This window comes from Pseudarthrobacter sp. L1SW (assembly GCF_020809045.1).
Lineage (GTDB): Bacteria > Actinomycetota > Actinomycetes > Actinomycetales > Micrococcaceae > Arthrobacter.
Genome location: NZ_CP078079.1, coordinates 2128695 through 2148739 on the forward strand (window position 1 = coordinate 2128695; position 20045 = coordinate 2148739).

At 66.9% G+C, this 20045-nt stretch carries 18 protein-coding genes; 1 reads left to right on the forward strand and 17 read right to left on the reverse strand.

From position 1 onward, the window contains the following. Positions 1 to 92: 92 nt before the first annotated feature. From pyrF to pyrR, 7 genes are read right to left on the reverse strand one after another with little or no spacing between them, the layout of a single operon-like run. Positions 93 to 965 carry an orotidine-5'-phosphate decarboxylase gene (gene pyrF, locus KTR40_RS09740; RefSeq protein ID WP_228403508.1) on the reverse strand — a complete coding sequence of 291 codons (873 nt, stop codon included), beginning with the start codon at positions 963 to 965 and terminating at the stop codon, positions 93 to 95. Next, a complete protein-coding gene (gene carB, locus KTR40_RS09745) occupies positions 958 to 4272 on the reverse strand; it encodes a carbamoyl-phosphate synthase large subunit (RefSeq protein WP_228403509.1) in 3315 nt (1104 codons plus the stop codon). The genes pyrF and carB overlap by 8 nt, the downstream gene beginning before the upstream one ends. After that, positions 4272 to 5576 (reverse strand): glutamine-hydrolyzing carbamoyl-phosphate synthase small subunit, encoded by a 1305-nt coding sequence (gene carA / locus KTR40_RS09750; protein ID WP_228403510.1) that lies wholly within the window; start codon positions 5574 to 5576, stop codon positions 4272 to 4274. The genes carB and carA overlap by 1 nt, the downstream gene beginning before the upstream one ends. Next, positions 5557 to 6078 (reverse strand): hypothetical protein, encoded by a 522-nt coding sequence (locus KTR40_RS09755; protein ID WP_139029271.1) that lies wholly within the window; start codon positions 6076 to 6078, stop codon positions 5557 to 5559. Before KTR40_RS09755 ends, carA begins: the two co-directional genes overlap by 20 nt. Continuing rightward, positions 6078 to 7418: a dihydroorotase gene (locus KTR40_RS09760; RefSeq protein WP_139029272.1), complete on the reverse strand. Its 1341-nt coding sequence runs from the start codon at positions 7416 to 7418 to the stop codon at positions 6078 to 6080. Before KTR40_RS09760 ends, KTR40_RS09755 begins: the two co-directional genes overlap by 1 nt. Further along, complete coding sequence (locus KTR40_RS09765; protein WP_139029273.1) at positions 7418 to 8443, reverse strand: aspartate carbamoyltransferase catalytic subunit; 1026 nt, start codon at positions 8441 to 8443, stop codon at positions 7418 to 7420. The genes KTR40_RS09760 and KTR40_RS09765 overlap by 1 nt, the downstream gene beginning before the upstream one ends. Further along, the gene (pyrR, locus tag KTR40_RS09770; RefSeq protein ID WP_139029275.1) at positions 8440 to 9027 is read right to left on the reverse strand and encodes a bifunctional pyr operon transcriptional regulator/uracil phosphoribosyltransferase PyrR; all 588 of its coding nucleotides are present in this window, start codon (positions 9025 to 9027) and stop codon (positions 8440 to 8442) included. The genes KTR40_RS09765 and pyrR overlap by 4 nt, the downstream gene beginning before the upstream one ends. Positions 9028 to 9216: 189 nt before the next feature. On the opposite strand from pyrR, the gene KTR40_RS09775 reads away from it, so the two are divergent. Continuing rightward, the gene (locus tag KTR40_RS09775; RefSeq protein WP_139029277.1) at positions 9217 to 10494 is read left to right on the forward strand and encodes a PrsW family intramembrane metalloprotease; all 1278 of its coding nucleotides are present in this window, start codon (positions 9217 to 9219) and stop codon (positions 10492 to 10494) included. A 13-nt stretch (positions 10495 to 10507) separates the two neighbouring features. On the opposite strand, the gene KTR40_RS09780 is transcribed toward KTR40_RS09775, so the two are convergent. From KTR40_RS09780 to efp, 10 genes are all read right to left on the reverse strand, one after another. Further along, entirely contained in the window at positions 10508 to 11344 is an 837-nt protein-coding gene (locus KTR40_RS09780) for a triose-phosphate isomerase family protein (protein WP_228403511.1), read from the reverse strand. Positions 11345 to 11353: 9 nt separating this feature from the next. Continuing rightward, positions 11354 to 12706: an MFS transporter gene (locus KTR40_RS09785; RefSeq protein ID WP_139029280.1), complete on the reverse strand. Its 1353-nt coding sequence runs from the start codon at positions 12704 to 12706 to the stop codon at positions 11354 to 11356. Between the two features lie 162 nt (positions 12707 to 12868). Beyond that, on the reverse strand, positions 12869 to 13636 hold the full coding sequence (locus tag KTR40_RS09790; protein WP_228403512.1) for an SDR family NAD(P)-dependent oxidoreductase: 768 nt from the start codon (positions 13634 to 13636) through the stop codon (positions 12869 to 12871). A 27-nt stretch (positions 13637 to 13663) separates the two neighbouring features. Continuing rightward, on the reverse strand, positions 13664 to 14656 hold the full coding sequence (locus KTR40_RS09795; protein ID WP_228403513.1) for a 3-hydroxyacyl-CoA dehydrogenase family protein: 993 nt from the start codon (positions 14654 to 14656) through the stop codon (positions 13664 to 13666). Positions 14657 to 14658: 2 nt separating this feature from the next. Continuing rightward, positions 14659 to 15177, reverse strand: coding sequence for a ribose-5-phosphate isomerase (locus KTR40_RS09800; protein WP_139029284.1), 519 nt, complete (start codon positions 15175 to 15177; stop codon positions 14659 to 14661). Beyond that, positions 15174 to 16952 carry a dihydroxyacetone kinase subunit DhaL gene (gene dhaL / locus KTR40_RS09805; RefSeq protein WP_228403514.1) on the reverse strand — a complete coding sequence of 593 codons (1779 nt, stop codon included), beginning with the start codon at positions 16950 to 16952 and terminating at the stop codon, positions 15174 to 15176. The genes KTR40_RS09800 and dhaL overlap by 4 nt, the downstream gene beginning before the upstream one ends. 55 nt (positions 16953 to 17007) lie before the next feature. Continuing rightward, a complete protein-coding gene (locus tag KTR40_RS09810) occupies positions 17008 to 18012 on the reverse strand; it encodes a sugar phosphate isomerase/epimerase (protein ID WP_228403515.1) in 1005 nt (334 codons plus the stop codon). Between the two features lie 163 nt (positions 18013 to 18175). Continuing rightward, on the reverse strand, positions 18176 to 18901 hold the full coding sequence (locus KTR40_RS09815) for a GntR family transcriptional regulator (RefSeq protein ID WP_370633121.1): 726 nt from the start codon (positions 18899 to 18901) through the stop codon (positions 18176 to 18178). A gap of 131 nt (positions 18902 to 19032) precedes the next feature. Beyond that, a complete protein-coding gene (gene nusB, locus KTR40_RS09820; protein ID WP_139029288.1) occupies positions 19033 to 19443 on the reverse strand; it encodes a transcription antitermination factor NusB in 411 nt (136 codons plus the stop codon). Further along, positions 19443 to 20006: an elongation factor P gene (gene efp / locus KTR40_RS09825; RefSeq protein ID WP_050054941.1), complete on the reverse strand. Its 564-nt coding sequence runs from the start codon at positions 20004 to 20006 to the stop codon at positions 19443 to 19445. Before efp ends, nusB begins: the two co-directional genes overlap by 1 nt. Between the last annotated feature and the right edge of the window lie 39 nt (positions 20007 to 20045).

Sequence of the window (20045 nt, forward strand, 5' to 3'; positions counted from 1 at the left end):
GGCGGACTTGGTCCAAGGGCGGCCGCCCTTGGACCTGTCCTGAAACTACCCTTTGGTGCTGTCCGAATCAATGCATCCGGTGAAACACGCCGCTATTCGCCGCGGAGGCCGTCCAGGGTCCGCTGCGCGGCGTCCCGCAGGCTGCGCAGGTCCGGCCCGGCGGACAGGATGTCCCGGCTCGACGTTCCGAGGACCTGCGGGTAGGCGGTACCGAAGGTGGCACGGAGGTCGGCGGGCGTGGCGCCCTGCGCCCCGAGTCCTGGCGCCAGGAGTGGACCCCGGACCGCGGCCAGGTCCAGGTCCAGTTCGGCGAGGGCCGAGCCCACGGTCGCGCCCACTACCAGGCCAACGGACCCCAAGTGTCCCCCGTAGCGCCGGTTTTCGGCAGCGGCGGCTTCCGTAATCCGGCGTGCCACCGAATCGGCTCCACCGACGTGCTGGACCGACGGGCCTTCGGGGTTGGACGTCAGTGCAAGGACAAAGACGCCGCGGCCGGTTTCGGCAGCGAGGTCCAGGGCGGGCCGCAGCGACTCAAAGCCGAGGTACGGGCTGAGCGTCACGGAATCGGCCGCCAGCGGGGATCCGTCCCGGAGCCAGGCGTCGGCATAGGCCGCCATGGTGGATCCGATATCCCCGCGCTTGGCGTCGGCGATGGTCAGCACCGACCCGTCCCGGGCCTCGGCGAGGAGCTCCTCCAGGACGGCCATGCCCGCGGAACCATGCCGCTCGTACAGTGCCACCTGCGGCTTGATGGCGGCAGCGAGCGAAGCCACCGCCTCCAATACCGTCAGGGAAAAGCGCCTCAGCCCGTCGGCGTCGTCGTCCAGTCCCCACGCCTTCAGCAGGGCAGGGTGCGGGTCGATGCCAACGCAGAGCGGGCCGCGCGCGGCCATGGCGGCGCCGAGCCGGGAGCCGAACGGCTCCCGGCCCTGCACTTCAGCGGATGCGGGTATCTGCTCAGGCATGCTGCAGGGCAGCCTTCTGGGACTCTGCCAGTGCGGCGGCATGTTCCTGCAGGCTGGTCACGGACCATTCGTAGGTCCGCATGGCCTCGATAGCCTGGACCGCGGCGTTGAACTCGGCCACCGTGGTGATGCAGGGGATGCCGATGGACGTGGCCGCGGCACGCAGTTCGTAGCCGTCGCTGCGGGCTTCGCCGCCCGAGGGCGTGTTGAAGACCATGTCGATCTCCCCGGCAATCACGAGGTCGGCGATGGTGCCTTCGCCTTCGGCGCTGCTGCCTTCAGCCACCTTGCGGACCGGGGTGGCCTGGATGCCATTGCGGCGCAGGACATCGGCGGTGCCGCCGGTGGAGACGATCTCGAAGCCGAGGTCGGAGAGCCGCTTGACGCCCATGATCACCGAGCGCTTGTCCCGGTTGGCCACCGAGACAAAGATCTTGCCCTCGGTGGGCAGTGCGTTGTTGGCGGCCGCCTGGCTCTTGGCGAACGCGGTGTCGAAGTGCTTGTCGATGCCCATGACCTCGCCGGTGGAGCGCATTTCCGGCCCGAGCAGGGAATCCACCACCTTGCCTTCGAGGGTACGGAACCGGCTGAACGGCAGGACAGCTTCCTTGACGGACACCGGGGCGTCCAGGGGAAGCGTGGAGCCGTCGCCCACCTCGGGCAGCATCTTGTAGGCGCTGCGGAGCTGGTTGATGGTCACGCCGGTGCCGATCAGCGCTGCCGCCTTGGCCATTTGCACACCGGTGGCCTTGGAGACGAACGGTACGGTGCGGGACGCACGCGGGTTGGCTTCCAGGACGTAGAGCACGTCCGAAGCGAGGGCGAACTGGATGTTGATCAGGCCGCGGACGCCCACGCCTTCGGCGATGGCGCGGGTTGCGGTGCGGACGCGTTCCAGGACGTTGGTGCCCAGCGTGATGGGCGGCAGGACGCAGGCGGAGTCGCCGGAGTGGATGCCGGCTTCCTCGATGTGCTCCATGATGCCGCCGAGGTACATGTCCGTGCCGTCGAAGAGCGCATCAACGTCGATTTCGACGGCGTCCTCCAGGAAGCGGTCGATCAGCACCGGGTGGTCCGGGGTGATTTCCGTGGCGTTGGCGATGTAGCGGGACAGGTTGGGTTCGTCGTAGACGATCTCCATGCCGCGGCCGCCCAACACGTAGGAAGGGCGGACCAGGACGGGGTAGCCGATCTCGTCGGCGATCTTCTTGGCGTCCTCGAAGGAGACAGCCGTGCCGTTCTTCGGGGAGATGAGTCCTGCCTTGTCCAGCACGCGGGAGAACATGCCGCGGTGCTCGGCGAGGTCGATCGCTTCCGGGGAGGTGCCGAGGATGGGGACACCGGCGTCGGCCAGCTGCTGGGCCAGCTTGAGGGGTGTCTGGCCGCCGAGCTGCACGAAGACGCCCATCACGCCGCCGGTGCGTTCCTCGGCCGCGATGACCTCCAGCACGTCCTCGAGCGTCAGCGGCTCGAAGTACAGCCGGGTGGAGATGTCATAGTCCGTGGAGACGGTCTCCGGGTTGCAGTTGACCATGACGGTCTCGTAGCCGGCCTTGCGCAGCGCCATGGAGGCGTGGACGCAGGAGTAGTCGAACTCGATGCCCTGGCCGATGCGGTTGGGGCCGGAGCCGAGGATCAGGATGGACGGCTTGGAGTGCAGCGCAACCTCGTCCTCCTCGTCATAGGCCGAGTAGTGGTACGGCGTGTACGCGGCGAACTCGGCGGCGCAGGTGTCCACGGTCTTATAGACGGGGCGGATGCCCAGGGCCTGGCGGACGCCGCGGACCACGGCCTCGGAGTTGTGGGTGAGGGCGCCGATCTGCTCATCGGAGAAGCCGTGGCGCTTGGCGCGCTTCAGCATGTCAACCGTGAGCGCTCCTGCCTGGCGGATTTCCCGGGAGATTTCGTTGAGGAGCTGGAGCTGGTCCAGGAACCAGGGGTCGATCTTGGTGGCTTCGAAGAGCTGTTCGACGGTGGCGCCGCCCAGGAGGGCGCGCTGCACCTGGTGCAGCCGGTCCGTCGTCGGGCGCTTTGCCTTTTCGATGAGCTCAGCCACTTCCCATTCCGGGACGGAACTGAAGTCCAGCTGCGAACCCTTCTGCTCCAGGGAGCGCAGCGCCTTCTGCAGGGCCTCGGTGAAGTTGCGGCCCATGGCCATGGCCTCGCCCACGGACTTCATGGTGGTGGTGAGGGTATTGTCCGCCGCCGGGAACTTCTCGAACGCGAAGCGCGGCACCTTGACCACAACGTAGTCGAGGGTGGGCTCAAAGGACGCGGGCGTCTTCTGCGTGATGTCGTTGGGGATCTCGTCCAGCGTGTAGCCGAGGGAGAGCTTGGTGGCGATCTTGGCGATCGCAAACCCCGTGGCCTTGGATGCCAGCGCCGAGGAGCGGGACACCCGGGGGTTCATCTCGATGACCACAACGCGGCCGGTGGCGGGGTCGATGGCGAACTGGATGTTGCAGCCGCCGGTGTCCACGCCAACCTCACGGATGACCGCGATGGAGATGTCGCGCAGCCGCTGGTATTCGCGGTCGGTGAGGGTGAGGGCGGGGGCCACGGTAATGGAGTCACCGGTGTGGACGCCTACGGGGTCGAAGTTCTCGATGGAGCACACCACCACGACGTTGTCGTTCTTGTCGCGCATCATCTCGAGCTCGTATTCCTTCCAGCCAAGGATGCTCTCTTCGAGCAGCACCTCGCTGGTGGGGCTGTACTGCAGGCCCTGGCCCACGATGCGGCGGAGGTCGTCCTCGTTGTAGGCGAGGCCCGAGCCCAGGCCGCCCATGGTGAAGGACGGCCGGACCACCATCGGGTAGCCAAGGTCATCCGCCGCCTTCAGTGCCTCGTCCATGCTGTGGATGATGTGGCTGCGGGCGGATTCGGCGCCGCAGCGCTCCACCACGCCCTTGAACTTTTCACGGTCCTCGCCGAGCTCGATGGCGGCGATGTTGGCGCCGATCAGCTCCACGTTGTACTTCTCCAGCACGCCGTTCTTGTCCAAGGCGATGGCCGTGTTCAGCGCGGTCTGGCCGCCCAGGGTGGGCAGTACGGCGTCGGGACGTTCCTTGGCGATGATCTTCTCCACCACCTCGGGGGTGATGGGCTCGACGTAGGTGGCATCGGCGAACTCGGGGTCCGTCATGATGGTGGCCGGGTTGGAGTTGACCAGGATGACCCGCAGGCCCTCCTCCTTCAGGACGCGCAGCGCCTGTGTGCCGGAGTAGTCGAACTCGGCGGCCTGGCCGATGACGATCGGGCCGGAACCAATGACGAGGACGCTTTTGAGGTCTGTACGTTTCGGCATTACTTCTTGTCCTCAGTCTTGTTGTCGTTTTTGTGTTCAGCGCCGGCGGAGTGTGCGGAGTCCACCGGGTCCTTGGACAGGTTGGCGGTGCGGCCGTCCCGGGTGCCTTCCATCAGGTCGATGAAGCGGTCGAAGAGGTAGGCGGCGTCGTGCGGTCCGGCCGCTGCTTCCGGGTGGTACTGCACGGAGAAAGCCGGGATATCCAGGCAGGCGAGGCCTTCCACGACGTCGTCGTTGAGGCTGACGTGGCTGACCTCCACCCGGCCGTACCGCGCCTCAGGGGCCTGGGTGGCGCCGTCGAGCGGTGCATCCACGGCAAAGCCGTGGTTCTGGGAGGTGATTTCCACCTTGCCGGTGCGGCGGTCCATCACGGGCTGGTTGATGCCGCGGTGGCCGTAGCGGAGCTTGTAGGTGCCGAAGCCCAAGGCGCGGCCCAGGATCTGGTTGCCGAAGCAGATGCCGAAGTAGGGCAGCTTTTCATCCAGGACGGAGCGGAGCAGTTTGACCTGGGCATCGGCGGTGGCGGGGTCGCCGGGGCCGTTGGACATAAAGAAGCCGTCCGGGTTGACGGCCTTGACGTCCGCCAGGGTGGCGGTGGCGGGCAGCACGTGGACGCGGACGCCGCGCTCGGCGAACCGGACGGGGGTCATGGCTTTGATGCCGAGGTCGACGGCGGCGATGCTGAAGCGGGGTTCGCCGTCCCAGCCGTGGTCCTTGGGTTCCACCACATAGGCTTCGTCCACACTGACTTCCTCGGCCAGCCGGGCACCTTCCATGGGGGCGCTGGCCAGCACGGCGTCGAGCAGTTCCTTGTCCGTGGCCTGCGCGGCGTCACCGGAGAAGATGCCGGCGCGCATGGTTTTGTGCTCGCGCAGGTGGCGGGTGATGGCGCGGGTGTCCACGCCCTGGATGCCAACGATGCCCTGGGTCACCAGCTCCTCGTCCAGCGAACGCTCGGAGCGCCAGTTGGAGGGGCGGCGGGCGGCGTCGCGGACGATGTAGCCGGCCACCCAGATGCGGCGGGACTCGGCGTCGTCATTGTTCACGCCGGTGTTGCCGATGTGCGGTGCGGTCTGCACCACCAGCTGGCGGGCGTAGGAGGGGTCCGTGATGGTTTCCTGGTAGCCGGTCATGCCGGTGGCGAAGACTGCTTCGCCCAGGGCCGTTCCGGTGGCGCCGTAGCTGCTTCCGCGGAAGATGCGGCCGTCTTCAAGCACCAGCGCAGCGGGAGCTGACACAGGAGCGGAAACTGGGGCGGATACTGCGGTGTTTGTTGTCACTGTCTTACTTTCCACTATTGGCATCAGCCGCGGGGGCCGAAGAAATCAATTCCTGAAGTGCCGGGATGAGCACGTTCCTGTCCTCTGCGCGCCTGGTCCGGAAGCCGGTGTCCAGCCTGTGGCTGCCGTGCGCCCACGCCAGCACCAGGAGGCCGTCCTTCTCCACGAACTTTCCGGCCATGCCGCTGTCCAGGCGGATGCCGGTCAGGGAGGCCGCCGGGATGTAGAGGGCCGGAGCCCCGGAACGGTCAAAGAGGACGCCGTGCTTGTAGACCTCGAGCGTGGCATTGGTGCGGATGCCCAGCGCATGCACGGCGATCCGGTCCAGCCAGTCACCGGCGGTGGTGGACGCGACATACTGGCCCTCGGCGGCGGCGAGCGGCTCCCCCGGCGCCTCCGGCACCACAGGCAACTGTTCGACGTCGGACTGGCGTCGAAGGCGGTTCCGCCAGCCCATCCAGATAAGGCCAAAGGCGATGGCGATGAGGCCCAGCGTGAGGACCAGAGAGAGCAGCCTGGTGTCCATCAGGCTGCGCCTGCCGCCGTGGCCGCCGCGTACGGGAACGGCGTGTTGAGCTTGCCGTTGAGGACGGTGGGGTGTCCCTTGAAGAACGTGGCCACCACCTTGCCGGGCAGCTCCATGCCCTTGAAGGGGGAGTTCCGTCCCATGGTGGCCATTTTGGCGGGCTCAACCGTCCAGCGCGCGGCCGGGTCCACCAGGGTGATGTTGGCGGGCTCCCCTGCCTCCAGCGGCCGGCCCTGGTCCTCGAGGCGGCCGATCGTGGCAGCCGCAGTGGAGGTGACCCGGGCGAAATCGGCCCAGGTGATGAGGCCGGTCTCGATCATGGTGTGCTGGACCACGGACAGGGCAGTTTCCAGCCCGGTCATTCCCATGGCCGCCTGCGCCCACTCGCACTCCTTGTGCTCGCTGGGGTGCGGGGCGTGGTCGGTGCCCACGACGTCGATGGTGCCGTCCGCGAGGCCGGCGCGCAGGGCCTGGACATCGGCGTCGGTGCGCAGCGGCGGGTTCACCTTGTAGACGGGGTCGTAGCTGCGGACCAGGTCGTCGGTCAGGAGCAGGTGGTGCGGGGTGACCTCCGCCGTGACGTTGATGCCGCGTTCCTTGGCCCAGCGGATGATTTCCACGGAGCCCGCAGTGGAGACGTGGCAGACGTGGAGCCGGGACCCAACGTGCCGGGCCAGCAGGACGTCGCGGGCAATGATGCTTTCCTCGGCCACCGCGGGCCAGCCGGCCAGCCCCAGCACGGCGGACACTTCGCCCTCGTTCATCTGGGCCCCGGCGGTGAGCCGAGGTTCCTGCGCGTGCTGGGCCACCACGCCGTCGAACGCCTTGACGTACTCCAGCGCACGGCGCATGAGGACGGGATCGTGGACGCAGATGCCGTCGTCCGAGAACATGCGGACCCGGGCACGGGAATCGGCCATGGCGCCCAGCTCGGCGAGCTGTTCCCCCGCCAGGCCCACGGTGACGGCGCCGACGGGCCGGACATCCACCCAGCCGGCAACCTGGCCGAGGGTGTAGACCTGCTCCACCACGCCGGCAGTGTCTGCCACGGGAGTGCTGTTGGCCATGGCATGGACAGCGGTGTAGCCGCCCAGCGCCGCGGCCCGTGTCCCGGTTTCGACGGTTTCGGCGTCCTCGCGGCCGGGTTCGCGGAGGTGGGTGTGGACGTCCACCATGCCGGGCAGGGCCACCAGGCCTGCAGCGTCAATGACGGTGGCACCGTCAGCGGACAGCTCCTTGCCCGTTTCGGCGATGAGCCCGCCGCGGATCAGCAGGTCCGCCGGTTCGCCGCCCAGGATCGAGGCGCCGCGGATCAGGTAGGTTCCGGTGTTGGCTGCCATCAGTTGCTCTCCTTGGTGGAATGGGTGCCGGCGTACGCCAGCGCGGGGGTGGCGGCTGGTCCGCGGGTGTCCCCGGAGAGCAGCAGGTAGAGTGCGGCCATCCGCACCGAGACGCCGTTGCGGACCTGGGCCAGCACGGTGGACCGCGGCGAGTCCGCGGCTGCCGCGGAAATTTCCAGGCCCCGGTTCATGGGGCCGGGGTGCATGATGATGGTGTCCTTCATGCCCAGTGTGTCCAGCGCCCGCAGGCGGTTGTCGTCAAACCCCCAGCGCCGGGAGTACTCACGGGTGCTGGGGAAGAAGGACGCGTTCATGCGTTCACCCTGGACGCGGAGCATCATGACGGCGTCAACGCCCTGCGCAAGGGTCTCATCCATGTTGTAGCTGACCTTGCAGGGCCACTTTTCGACGCCGATGGGCAGCAGGGTGGGCGGCGCCACGAGGGTGACGTCGGCACCAAGGGTACGCAGGAGCCAGACGTTGGAGCGCGCCACCCGGGAGTGGAGGACGTCCCCGGCGATGGCCACCCGCATGCCCTTGAGGTCGGCCCCCTCGGAGCCGGTGCCGGCCAGGCGGGTCCAGTGGCGGCGCATGGTGAAGGCGTCCAGCAGTGCCTGCGTGGGGTGTTCGTGGGTGCCGTCCCCGGCGTTGATGACGGCGGCGTCGATCCAGTCCGTCGCGGCCAGGCGGTGCGGCGCACCGGAGGCCCAGTGGCGGATGACGACGGCGTCCGCACCCATGGCGGATAGCGTCTGGGCGGTGTCCTTCAGGGACTCCCCCTTGGACACCGAGGATCCCTTGGCGGCGAAGTTGATAACGTCCGCAGAGAGCCGTTTGGCGGCGGCCTCGAAGGAGATCCGGGTGCGGGTGGAGTCCTCGAAGAACAGGTTCACCACGGTGCGGCCGCGGAGCGCCGGTAGCTTCTTGACCTCGCGGTCGCCCACCGCGGCCATTTCCTCGGCGGTATCGAGGATACGGATGGCGTTGGCAAGGCTGAGGTCCTCGGTGGAGAGCAGGTGCTTCATGAGCGGCCCTCGATGACTACTTCGTTCACAGGTGCGCCGCCGGGGGCGGTGTCCGTTTCCTCGAGCCGGACCCGTACCTTTTCCGCGGAAGACGTGGGCAGGTTCTTGCCGACGTGGTCCGCCCGGATGGGAAGCTCCCGGTGGCCCCGGTCGATCAGCACGGCAAGCCGGACAATGCGGGGACGGCCCAGGTCCACGAGGGCGTCCAGGGCGGCGCGGATGGTGCGGCCGGAGTAGAGGACGTCGTCGATCAGGACCACCACCTTGTTGTCGATGCCCGTGCGGGGCAGCTTGGTGGGATACGGGGGGCGGGTCCCCTGGTGGGAGAGGTCGTCACGGAACATGGTGACATCCAGTTGGCCGACGATGGCTGCGGCGTCCACAGTGGGATCCGCGGCGGCGATTTTGCCGGCGAGCCGTACAGCCAGCGGAAAACCGCGGCGCGGGATGCCCAACAGGACGAGGTCCTGGGATCCCTTGTTGGCCTCAAGGATCTCATGGGCGATACGAGTGAGGGCCCGGTCAATGTCCGCCTGGCTGAGGACAACCCTGGCTGGAACCGGTGCGCTGGTGACAGAAGTCAACGCTCGTCTCCCCTTTCCCCGCCTCACGGGACGGAATTAAAAAAGGATTATGTGCGCCTCAAAATTACCACAGCGGCTTCCGGAGGGTCGTGCCGGGAGGACGCGGTGATGGTCACACTCCGGCTGCCCATTCCGGCAGGCCCGCCGCGGTCCTAGGTGTCCGGGCCACTCGCACCTAGGCTTTCCGTTATGTCGATGCATCCGAGCCACCCTGCGTCCGGCCCGCCCGAAGATCCCTGGGAGCGGGGAACGGCGCCGCTGCCCAGCGAGGCCAATCCCAGCTGGATGGGGCACGTGCAGCCCGGGAACTACCGCCCGGCCCCCGGGCATCAGGGGGCACCCGTTGGGACTGTGGTGCCGCCGCAGGTCCAGCGAACCATGGTGAAGGCGGGCAGGTCCCGCAGCGGCCTGCTGGGTTTGACTGTCGGCGTCAGTGCCCTGGCCGCCCTGAGCCTTTTCCTGGTAGTGCCCTTCCTGCTGTCCAGCACAGGAGCGGCCGGGTTCGTTGTGGGGTTCCTGGCATCATTGATACCCCTGTCCGTGGTGCTGCTGGCCGTGCACATCATCGACAAGTGGGAGCCCGAGCCGAAGCGGCTCCTGTACTTCGCCTTCACCTGGGGTGCCGCAGTGTCCATTGCGGTGACCCTGCTCATCCAGCCGTTTTTTGTCCTGGCGTTCCAGTTTTCGGACGAGGCGGACCTTCAGGCCTACATGGCTACCGTGCAGGCTCCCATTGTGGAGGAGTTCGCCAAATCCCTGGGGCTGCTGGTGCTGCTCCTGCTGGCGAGGAAGCACTTTGACGGGCCGGTGGACGGCGTGGTCTTCGCGTTCACCATCGCCGGTGGCTTCGCCTTCACGGAGAACATCCTGTACTTCGGCCGGGCCATCGCGGAGTCGGCAGATCCCGCCGGGGACTTCGCCCAGGTCTTCTTCCTCCGCGGCGTCATGTCGCCCTTTGCCCACGCCATCTTCACGGGCACCACCGGACTGATCATGGGGTTCGCCGCACGGCGCTGGCATACCGGAGCCTCGGTGGCCGCTTTCGTGGTGGGGCTCCTGCCTGCGATGTTCCTGCACAACCGCTGGAACAGCATGGGCCAGGGCTTCCTGGTGGACTACATCCTGGTCCAGGTGCCCATCTTCTTCGTCGCGGTGGGCGGCATCGTCCTGCTGCGCGTCGCGGAGAAACGCCTGACCCGGCAGCGGCTGCTGGAGTACTCAGCGGCGGGCTGGTTTACTCCAGCGGAGGTGGAGCTCCTGGCCACGGTGGGCGGGCGGCGGACAGCATTGGACTGGGCCGGCCGCTATGGCAGGAAAAGGCAGATGAAGGAGTTCCTGAAAGCGGCAACCCATTTGGCGAACACCCGGCAGCGCATCCTGAGCGGCCGCGATGTCCAGCTGCACCAGGCAGAGGAGCGGCAGCAGCTGCAGCGCATCCTGGCCCTGCGGGCCGCCGTCGCAGGCTGACGCCCCCCGCCGCTCAGGAGGCCGCGCGCGCGGTGTCCTCCGCTGCCAGCGCCAGCGCCTCGTCCAGTACCTTCCCGAAGTTCGCCGCGTCGTGGGCAAAGCGGCCAAGGAAGAGCCCCGACGCCCCGTGGAGCCGGGGCAGGAGCCCGGGCTTCGCCGACCCGCCGTAAATGATTGGCAAGCCACCCGGCGGCCCGCCCGGTTCGGCGGCTTCCGCATCCAGCAGTGTGCGCAGGGACCGGAGGACGGCGGAAATGTATTCCGCCGCGGCCGGTTCTGCTGCCCCGATGGCCCAGACAGGTTCGTAGGCCACGATGAGCCGGGATGCCAGGCTCCAGTCACCGCCCACGGCGCCATGGATCTGGCGGTGGACAAAGGCGGCCGCAGCCATTGGTTCTTTTGACCCGTCCGGGGCTTCCTCCCCCACGCACAGCAGGGGCGTGATGCCCGCGTTGTCCGCGGCGCGGACCTTGCGGGCGATAACGGCGTTGTCCTCGCCGAAATGGCGCCGCCGCTCGGCGTGCCCGATCTCCACGAGGCCCACGCCCAGCTCTCCCAGGAGCGATGGCGACACCTCCCCTGTCCACGGTCCGTCCGCCCAGCCGCAGTTCTGGGCGCCGAGAAGGACGGCAGTCCCGTCGAGGATCCGGCTTGCGGCGGGCAATACCGGGAAGCTGGGGACCACAAACGGGACCACCCGTCCGGCCGCAAGGGCCGGACGGGTGTCCACTTCGTGCCGAATGCGGGCCAGCCACTCAAGGGAGTCGGCGTACCCCAGGTACATTTTGGTGCTGACGCCGACGTACACGGGCTCCGAGCCCTGCCGGCCGGCTGTGCTGCATTCAGGCATGGGATTCGATCACTTGTGGTCGAGCAGGTCGTCCGCCTTGTTGCGGAACCGCTTGGTGGCGTACATCATGATGGCGGCCAGGAATGGCAGGACGCCCAGCGCGTAGACCCCCATGGTGCCGGTGTCCGATGCCGTGACCTGGTTGACCGTGGTGCGCAGGATCGGTGCCACGAAGCCGCCCAGGTTTCCGAGTGAGTTGATCAGGCCGATGCCTGCGGCGGCTGCCGTTCCGGTGAGGAAGGCCGTGGGGTAGGACCAGGCGATGGGGCCGATGGACAGGAAGCTGCACACTGCAAGGGTGATGAAGAGGATGCCCAGGGCCGGAAGGTGGTTGGCGCCCGCCCAGGCGGAGCCGAAGATGCACAGGCCGGTGGAGAGGAACAAGCCGGTGCCCCAGACGCGGCGGCGGACGATGGTGTTGGCTGCCCTGCCGATGAAGTAGCAGGCGAAGATGCCGAAGAACCACGGGATCGCTGCCAGCAGGCCCACCATCAGGCCAACCTTCTGGCCCGTCAGCTGGGACACCTGCTGCGGCAGGTAGAACGTCACGCCGTACACAGCCACCTGGAGGCAGAAGTAGATGACCGTGAAGTACCAGACCTTGCGGTTCTTCATGGCCGCGAGGACGCCGCGGGGGCCGGTTTCTTCCTTGACGGTGTCCTCCAGCGCCATGACATCCAGCAGGGCCTGCTTTTCGCCGGGGTTCAGGAACTTGGCGTCCTGCGGGCTGTTGATCAGGAAGAAGTAGGCGGCGATGCCGGCGACAACGGCCAGCATGCCTTCAACGAAGAACATGACCTGCCAGCCGGCCACGCCGGGGACCTGGTCGCCGATGTTGATCAGCCAGCCGGACAATGGAGCACCCATCATCTGGGAGAACGGCTGCGCCAGGTAGAAGATGGCGAACATCTTCACGCGCACCTTGTTGGGGAACCAGGCAGCAAGGAACATAATGACGCCCGGGAACAGGCCTGCTTCGGTCACACCCAGCAGGAAGCGCAGGATGATGAAGGAAGTCTCGCCCTGGACGAAGGCGAAGCAGGCGGACACGATGCCCCAGGTGATGGCGATGCGGGCCAGCCACACCTTGGCACCGAACTTGGTCAGGAGCAGGTTGCTGGGGATCTCGAACAGTGCGTAGCCGATGAAGAAGATACCGGCGCCAAGGGCGTAGGCCCCAGCGGTGACCCCGCGGTCCACCCCGAGCGCTGCCTCGGCGAAGCCCACGTTGGTCCGGTCCAGGAACGCGACGATGTACAGGATGACGAGCATCGGCATGAGCCGGAAGGAGGCCTTGGAGATCGCCGATTTAAGGACCGGCGAGTCCAGGAGCTCCTTGGTGGATGCAGCTGTTAGGGACATCAAAACTCCTCTTTGAGTATGTAAGCGTGGAAAATCCGTGCGCGGTGGCGCGCCCGGTTACAGCGGGAAGGCGATGAGAACCACGCCCACCAGGCAGGCAAGCACGCCGATTGCCAGGTAGATCCGTCGTTCCTTGGTCCAGGCGCCCATGGGGGTCCTTTCCTAGTGCATGTAGAGGCCGCCGTCCACATTCAACGTCTGGCCGGAGATGTAGCCGGCGTCCTCGCTGATGAGGAAGGCGATGGCGGCTGCGACGTCGCGGGTGGATCCCACCCGGTTGACCACGAGGTCCCGGGTGAGTTCTTCCTTGCGTTCCTCGCTGAGGGTGCCGCCCATGATGTCGGTATCGATCGGGCCCGGGGAGATGGCGTTGACGGTAATGTCGTACTCCCCCAGTTCGCGGGCGGTGGAGCGGGTCAGTCCGATCACGCCTGCCTTCGCCACTGAGTAGGGCGTTTTGGAGAACGTTCCGCCGCCGCGCTGCGCGGACACCGAGGAGATGTTGACGATCCGCCCGATCCGGTTCCTGGCCATGGACTCGGCGACGCGGCGCGTGGCGTAGTGGACGCCGTTCAGGTTGATGGCCAGCACGCGGTCCCACTCGGCAGCGTCCAGGTCCAGGTAGGGGACAGGGGAGCTGACGCCGGCAATATTGGCCAGGGCCACCACCTGCGGCAGTTCGGCTTCGATGGAGTCGATGGCGGCACGGACGGACGCTTCGTCAGCAACGTTTGCACCGGCACCGTGGGTCTGCACGCCGTACTGGGCTGCGAGCTCCTTGGCGGTAGCCCTGCACAGGGCGTCGTCGAGATCGATGATGCCGATGTTCCAGCCCTGGGCCGCAAGGTAGTTGGCGGTAGCCCGGCCGATTCCGCGCTCGGAGACGGCCCCGGTGACGATGGCCGTGCGTTGCTCGGGGAAAGCACTCATGGTTGCTCCTGTGGGTGGGAGGAATGGTCAGCTGATGGGTGCCGGGCCGAGGTCTTCGAGGAGCTTCTGCATGGCCACGTAGGCCTTGTTGCGGTAAGCGATAAGCTCGGGCGTGCGCTCGGCCGGGACATTGAGGAAGCCGGCGCCCGTCTTGGTGCCGAGCTTTCCGGCCTCCACCAGGTCGCTGAGGATCTTCGGCGTGGCAAACCTCTCCGGGAAGTCCGTCTGCAGGGACTTGTAGCAGAAGTTGTACACGTCCAGCCCTGCCATGTCCGCGATGGCGAAGGGCCCAAAGAACGGCAGCCGGAAACCGAAAGTGGTGCGGACCAGGGTGTCCACGTCGTCCGCCGTGGCAATCCCCTGCTCCACCAGCTGCGCGGCTTCGTGGAACAGCGCATACTGCAGGCGGTTGAGCACGAAGCCGGTGACGTCCTTGACCACGGCCGTCTGTTTGCCGGCGGCGTGGACCAGTTCCTGGACCGCGCCAACGGTGGAGGGGGCGGTGCCTGCATGGGGGATGATTTCCACCCCGGGGATGAACGGTGACGGGTTGGAGAAGTGCACGCCCAGGAACCGCTCCGGGTTGATGACCGGCCCGGAGAGTTCGGCGATGGAAATAGTGGAGGTGTTGGAGCCGATGATGGCGTCCGGCCTTGCCGCTGCGCTGATCCGCGCCAGCGTCTGGTGCTTGATGGCGATGACCTCGGGGACGGCTTCTTCGATGAAGTCGGCGTCCGCCACAGCTTCCTCGATGTCCTTGGCGGCCCAGAGGTTCTGCTTCAGGATTTCGGTGGAGCCGGCCGGGAAAAGGCCGTCGGCAACGAACTGGTCCGATTCGGCCAGCAGGCGGTCGTAGTTGCTCTGAGCCACTTCGGCGGACACGTCCGCAAGTGCCACGCGCGCTCCGCCGAGCGCCAGGACCTGGGCGATGCCGCCGCCCATGTAGCCGGAGCCGACGACGGCGATCTTCCGTGCGCTGTTGGCGTCCGTTGGAGTCGGGGTGCTTGTACTTTCGGTCATTGTCAGACTGCCTTCGTGTAGTCGGGCTCGTAGGAGCAGATGGCATCCACCTTGGCGGCGGAGGCTGAAGTTTCATCGAAGCGGTAGTCGAGCCATTCGCCCACCAGCTTCTTGGCCAGTTCGAGGCCGATGACGCGCTGGCCCATTGTGAGGACCTGGGCGTTGTTGCTCAGGACCGAACGTTCCACGGAGTAGCCGTCGTGGGCCGTGACTGCGCGGATGCCGGGGACCTTGTTGGCCGCGATTGCCACACCCAGCCCCGTGCCGCAGATCAGCAGGGCGCGGTCGGCCTCCCCCTCGGCCACTTTGCGGGCGGCGTCCACGGCAACGTGCGGGTACGCGGTCGAGTCGTTCGCGCCTACCCCAATATCGACGACGGACGCCACGCGGCTGTCTGCCTCGAGCAGGGCCTTCAAGGCGTTCTTGTACTCGACGCCGGCTTCATCGTTGCCGATGACAATGCGCCATCCTGCCGCCGCGCCTTGCCCCGGGTCCTGCGTGGTGGTCTGTCCTGCGCTCATTCTTGTGCTCCATTTCCGGCCGCGGAAGCGGCCAGCCGGGAATCGGTCAGTGGGTTGTCTGCTGCGCCGGAGTCGGCATAGCGTGAGATCCGGGCGGCGATGAGGCCGAAGGAAACAGCACCCGGATCCGGATGCCCCAGGCTCTTCTCGGCGAGGGGCCGGGCACGGCCCTTGAGCGGCCGGAGGGAAGCAGTGGCGTCGGCCGCCTCCTGGGCAGCCACCGCAGCCGCCGCAAGCGCGCCCCTTACTTCCGTGCCGCCGTCGAACGCTGACCGGAAAGCTTCCTTGAAGGGAAGCAGCGCGTCCACCATGGTCTTGTCCCCCGGCTCAGCCCGGCCCAGTTCGGTGATGGCGTCGACGAACGCGCTAACGGCGGCGGCCGCGTCGGCGCCGCGGTAGGAGTCCTTGTTGCCGAGCGCGAGCCCCGCCGCAATCACGGCCGATCCCCACAAGGCCCCGGAGGTACCGCCGGCGCGCTCGCTCCAGGCCTCCCCCGCCGCCGTCAAGACGCGCTCCACGGAAGCTCCGGCAGCTGCGGCTTCAGCTGCGGCCGCCGCTGCGGCGTCCACGCCGCGGCGCATGCCGATGCCGTGGTCGCCGTCGCCGGCAATCGCGTCCAGCCTGCCAAGTTCCTCTTCATGGTCGACGACGACGGCCTGCACCTGTGCGAGCACGTCGGTTGCCAGCCGGCCCATGGCAGCCGCTGCCGCCGTCGCGTCTTCCACGTCGCGGGCAGCCTCATCCTCGGCTGCGGCGAGGTGCCTGCGGGCACGCGGCGCCAGGTTTCCCTTCCGGAAGGCGGGGGTGTCGGCCGGCGCGGCCCAGTACCGCTCCAGCTCGTCGTCCAGCCAGAGCAGTGTGAGGGAGAGCCCGGACATGTCCAGGCTGGTGACCAGTTCGCCGCACTCGGGCTCTACCACGGCCAGGCCGGCGGCTCCGAGGAGCTTCTCGATCTTGCCGTAGAGCAGGAACAGTTCCTCGTATTTCACGGTGCCCAGGCCGTTGACGATGGCAACCACCCGGTTTCCTGCGTCGTCAGGTTTGTCCGTCAGCAGCCTGGAGACGAGGAGTTCGGCGAGCTCCGACGCCGTGGGCATGGGGTGCTCGGAGATGCCCGGTTCGCCGTGGATCCCCAGGCCCAGCGACATCTGGCCCTCGGGAACGTGGAACAGCGGCTCCTCCGCGCCGGGCAGCGTGCAGCCGTCAAAGGCCACGCCCAGCGAACGGGTGCGGTAGTTGGTCCGGATGGCAAGCCGTTCGACCGCGTCAAGGTCCAGTCCCGCTTCGGCGGCGGCGCCGGCGATCTTGAAGACCGTGAGGTCGCCGGCGATGCCGCGGCGCTTCTCGATCTGGTCCAGCGGCGCACTTGCGATGTCGTCCGTGACAAGGACGGTGCGGGTCTCGATGCCCTCGGCATTAAGGCGGAGCTGGGCCTGCCCGAAGTGGAGCACGTCCCCGGCGTAGTTGCCGTAGCTCAGCAGGACGCCGCCGCCGGCGTTCGCGGCCTTGGCCACCCGGTAAACCTGTCCGGCGGCCGGAGAAGCGAACATGTTGCCGCAGGCGGCGCCGGCGGCAAGGCCCGGTCCCACCAGCCCGGCGAAGGCCGGGTAGTGGCCGGAGCCGCCGCCCACCACCAGGGCGACCTGGCCTGCAGGCATCTCAGTGGAGCGGACCACGCCGCCGTCCACCCGGGCCACGTACCCGCGGTTGGCTGCGGCAAAGCCGTCCAGCGCCTCATCCGCGAAGTCTGCGGGATTGTCGAAGATCTGGGTCATGGTTTCCTCATTGAATCCGTAAAAGGAATGGCTTGGGTGTGGAAGCCGGCTGCAGTCAGACGCTGGTGAGCTGAACCGCGGACGGCTGCTGGCGCCCCTGGGCCACCTGGCTTGTACCCAGCGCGTATCCGTCGGTCTTGGGGAGGACGTGGCGGCGGAGGTACGCCTGGTTGCTGGCGGTTACGCTCAGCCCGTCGCCCCCGTAGTGCTCGGTGCAGAGAATTCCCTGGAAGCCCACGGACAGTGCCACCTTGAACGCCTCGCGGTAGTTGATGAGGCCGCTTTCCATCGGTGCCGGCATGGCGACGTACATGTCGCGGGCCTTGTCCTCGTCCCGGATGTAGTTCTTCATGTGCCAGTAGTTGGAGTACGGCAGGGTCTTGGCCACCATCTCGCGCCAGTCCTCGATGGGCCGGTGCAGCCGGATGAGGTTGCCGAGGTCCGGGTTGAGGCCGACGTTGGCCAGTCCGATGTCCTGGACCAGCTTCACGGAGGAGTCGGCCGTGCCCAGGTACGTGTCTTCGTACATTTCCAGGGACAGCAGGACGCCGACCTCGGCTGCGTGGCGGCCCAGTTCGCGGAGTCGCGTCACTGCGTTGTTCCAGGCTTCCTTGTTTCCTTCCGGGTCCTTGTAGCCATCCACCGTCCAGAACCACAGGTGCTTCTGCTGCTCTGCCGTGATGGCCTGGTGGAGCCCGAAGGAGACGACCTCGCAGCCCAGCGCTGCTGCGGCGTCAATGGTCCGGTGGCTGTAGGCAAGGTTTTCTTCCCACTTGCCTTCCTCGATGACGCTGCGGCGGATGGCCGAAATGACCGGGACACCGATTCCAACAGCGTCCGCGGTCTGCTTGAACTCGGCCAGCCGCGACTGGCTCAGGTCGCCGGGACGCACCCAGCTGTCCGTGAGGTCGGCATTGGCGAAACCGGCTTCCTTCACCTCGGACAGGACGTCCGCCCACACGGAGGGTTCGGCGTCATTCACGTGGACTCCCCGGGCGTCTGTTCCCGGAAACTGCAGCAAGGCTGCGGTGATGGGCCAGTTGTCGGCTGTGTACGCCATGGTGTAGCTCCCTTGCTAGATCATCTTTCCTATAGGATTTACGATGAAAGCGATGTTGTCAAGCTCACACCCCCTCGACGTGCACCCAACTAGGTAGCGCTAAGTGTCGTTTTGGGGGGTCAAAACGACACTTAGCGCTACCTACTTGGGCGGGAGGGCTGGACTACCCGGCCGCGGCGTCAGCCATGGCACGCGCGCGGACGTGCCGGATATGCTCGGCCATTGCAGCCTCCGCCTCGCCGGCGTTGCCCGATGAGAGCGCCTTGAGGACAGCCTGGTGCTCGGCGATTGCACTGTCGGCGTCGGTAATGCCCACTCCCCCGAAGAGCCTGAACCGCTGGATCTGGCCGCCCAGGGATGCATAGGCAGCTTCCATGAACTGATTGCCGGTGTGCCGGGCGATGAGCTGGTGAAAGCGCTCGTCCGCTTCCAGGTAGTCCTTGAACTCGGCGAAGGACGGACCCCTCGGAGCCGCTTTCAGGTCCTCCACGGCCCTTTCCAGCTCAGCAAGGCCATTCGGGCCGATGCGTTCGCAGGCGAGCTTCGCATTCACGGGCTCGATGGCCAACCGTGCCTCCATGAGCTCGGCAAAGTCCTCCCGTGTGAAGACCGGGGCCACCCGGTATCCCTTGAGGGCTACCCTCCGCACCATGCCCGTGTGCTCGAGCCGGGCCAGGGCCTCGCGGACGGGAGTGGGCGAAACGTCCAGCTCCCGGGCGGTGCCGTCGATGCTGACCACAGCGCCCGGGGCCAGCCGGCCGTCCATGAGGGAGGCCAGGAGTTCCGCGTAGACGTGGTCGGCAAGCACCTGGCGGCTGACGGCGCGGCCGGGCTGGCGGGCCTTGCCCATGTCCTGCCGGGGCTCGTTGTCCTCGGGGGCGTTTTGCATGTTCGAATCCTATAGGGTTTGCACGGTCCAGGACCTGCCGACGGGCCGCGGTTCCGAGGCACCGGGCGCAAGGGGAACCCGGACACCGGAAAGCCCCGCCCGGGCTGTGCCGGACGGGGCTTTCGGTGTGGCTACGCCAGCAGGGAAGGCTTCAGCTGCTGCAGGCGGCCCAGGAGGCCATTGATGAACTGGGGCGACTCGTCCGTGGAAAGCGTCTTGGCCAATGCCACCGCTTCGCTCACTGCCACGCCGTCCGGGATGTCGTCGTTGTACAGGAGTTCCCAGGTGCCGATGCGCAGGATAATGCGGTCCACCGACGGCATCCGCTCAAGGCTCCAGCCCTGCGAGTATGTCTCCAGGAACTCATCGATGGCGGTTTGCTGGGACAGCACACCCTCGACGATCTCGATGGTGTACGGGTTGACCACCTGGTCAGTCTTTTCCCGCCGGGAGCGGATCACATCAAAAGCCGAAACCGAGCGCTGCTCAGCTTCAAAAAGAACGTCCAGTGCCCTGTTACGGGCTTTACCGCGTGCGCTCACTACTCAGTGACCCGGCCCAGGTAGCTGCCGTCACGGGTGTCCACCTTGACCTTGGTGTTGTTCTCGATGAACAGCGGAACCTGGATTTCGTACCCGGTTTCCAGGGTTGCAGGCTTGGTGCCTGCGGAGGAGCGGTCGCCCTGCAGGCCCGGCTCGGTGTAGGTGATTTCCAGCACGACGCTCGGCGGGAGTTCGATGTACAGCGGGGTGCCCTCGTGGATGGCGATGTTGACCATCTGGTTCTCAAGCATGAAGTTGGTGGCGTCGCCTACCGTAGCGCCGGAGACGGTGATCTGGTCGTAGTCCGAGGTGTCCATGAACACGAAGTCGGCGCCGTCCTGGTACAGGTACTGGTAGTCACGGCGGTCCACCGTTGCGGTTTCGATCTTGAGCCCGGCGTTGAACGTCTTGTCCACGACCTTGCCGGACATCACGTTGCGCATCTTGGTGCGCACGAACGCACCGCCCTTGCCCGGCTTGACGTGCTGGAATTCGATGATGTTCCAGAGCTGGCCCTCGAGCTTCAGGACCGTTCCGTTCTTGATGTCGTTAGTGGTTGCCACTGTTTCCTCTGGTTTCTCTGTCTGGTCGCGTTGTCAGAC

Coding starts and splice junctions, on each gene's coding strand:
- carB (WP_228403509.1), bottom strand. CDS start 4,272: ATGCCGAAACGTACAGACCTCAAAAGCGTCCTCGTCATTGGTTCCGGC.
- KTR40_RS09775 (WP_139029277.1), top strand. CDS start 9,217: ATGTCGATGCATCCGAGCCACCCTGCGTCCGGCCCGCCCGAAGATCCC.
- carA (WP_228403510.1), bottom strand. CDS start 5,576: ATGCCAATAGTGGAAAGTAAGACAGTGACAACAAACACCGCAGTATCC.
- KTR40_RS09760 (WP_139029272.1), bottom strand. CDS start 7,418: ATGGCAGCCAACACCGGAACCTACCTGATCCGCGGCGCCTCGATCCTG.
- KTR40_RS09755 (WP_139029271.1), bottom strand. CDS start 6,078: ATGGACACCAGGCTGCTCTCTCTGGTCCTCACGCTGGGCCTCATCGCC.
- KTR40_RS09800 (WP_139029284.1), bottom strand. CDS start 15,177: ATGAGCGCAGGACAGACCACCACGCAGGACCCGGGGCAAGGCGCGGCG.
- KTR40_RS09795 (WP_228403513.1), bottom strand. CDS start 14,656: ATGACCGAAAGTACAAGCACCCCGACTCCAACGGACGCCAACAGCGCA.
- KTR40_RS09765 (WP_139029273.1), bottom strand. CDS start 8,443: ATGAAGCACCTGCTCTCCACCGAGGACCTCAGCCTTGCCAACGCCATC.
- KTR40_RS09785 (WP_139029280.1), bottom strand. CDS start 12,706: ATGTCCCTAACAGCTGCATCCACCAAGGAGCTCCTGGACTCGCCGGTC.
- KTR40_RS09815 (WP_370633121.1), bottom strand. CDS start 18,901: ATGCAAAACGCCCCCGAGGACAACGAGCCCCGGCAGGACATGGGCAAG.
- KTR40_RS09790 (WP_228403512.1), bottom strand. CDS start 13,636: ATGAGTGCTTTCCCCGAGCAACGCACGGCCATCGTCACCGGGGCCGTC.
- KTR40_RS09810 (WP_228403515.1), bottom strand. CDS start 18,012: ATGGCGTACACAGCCGACAACTGGCCCATCACCGCAGCCTTGCTGCAG.
- dhaL (WP_228403514.1), bottom strand. CDS start 16,952: ATGACCCAGATCTTCGACAATCCCGCAGACTTCGCGGATGAGGCGCTG.
- KTR40_RS09780 (WP_228403511.1), bottom strand. CDS start 11,344: ATGCCTGAATGCAGCACAGCCGGCCGGCAGGGCTCGGAGCCCGTGTAC.
- pyrF (WP_228403508.1), bottom strand. CDS start 965: ATGCCTGAGCAGATACCCGCATCCGCTGAAGTGCAGGGCCGGGAGCCG.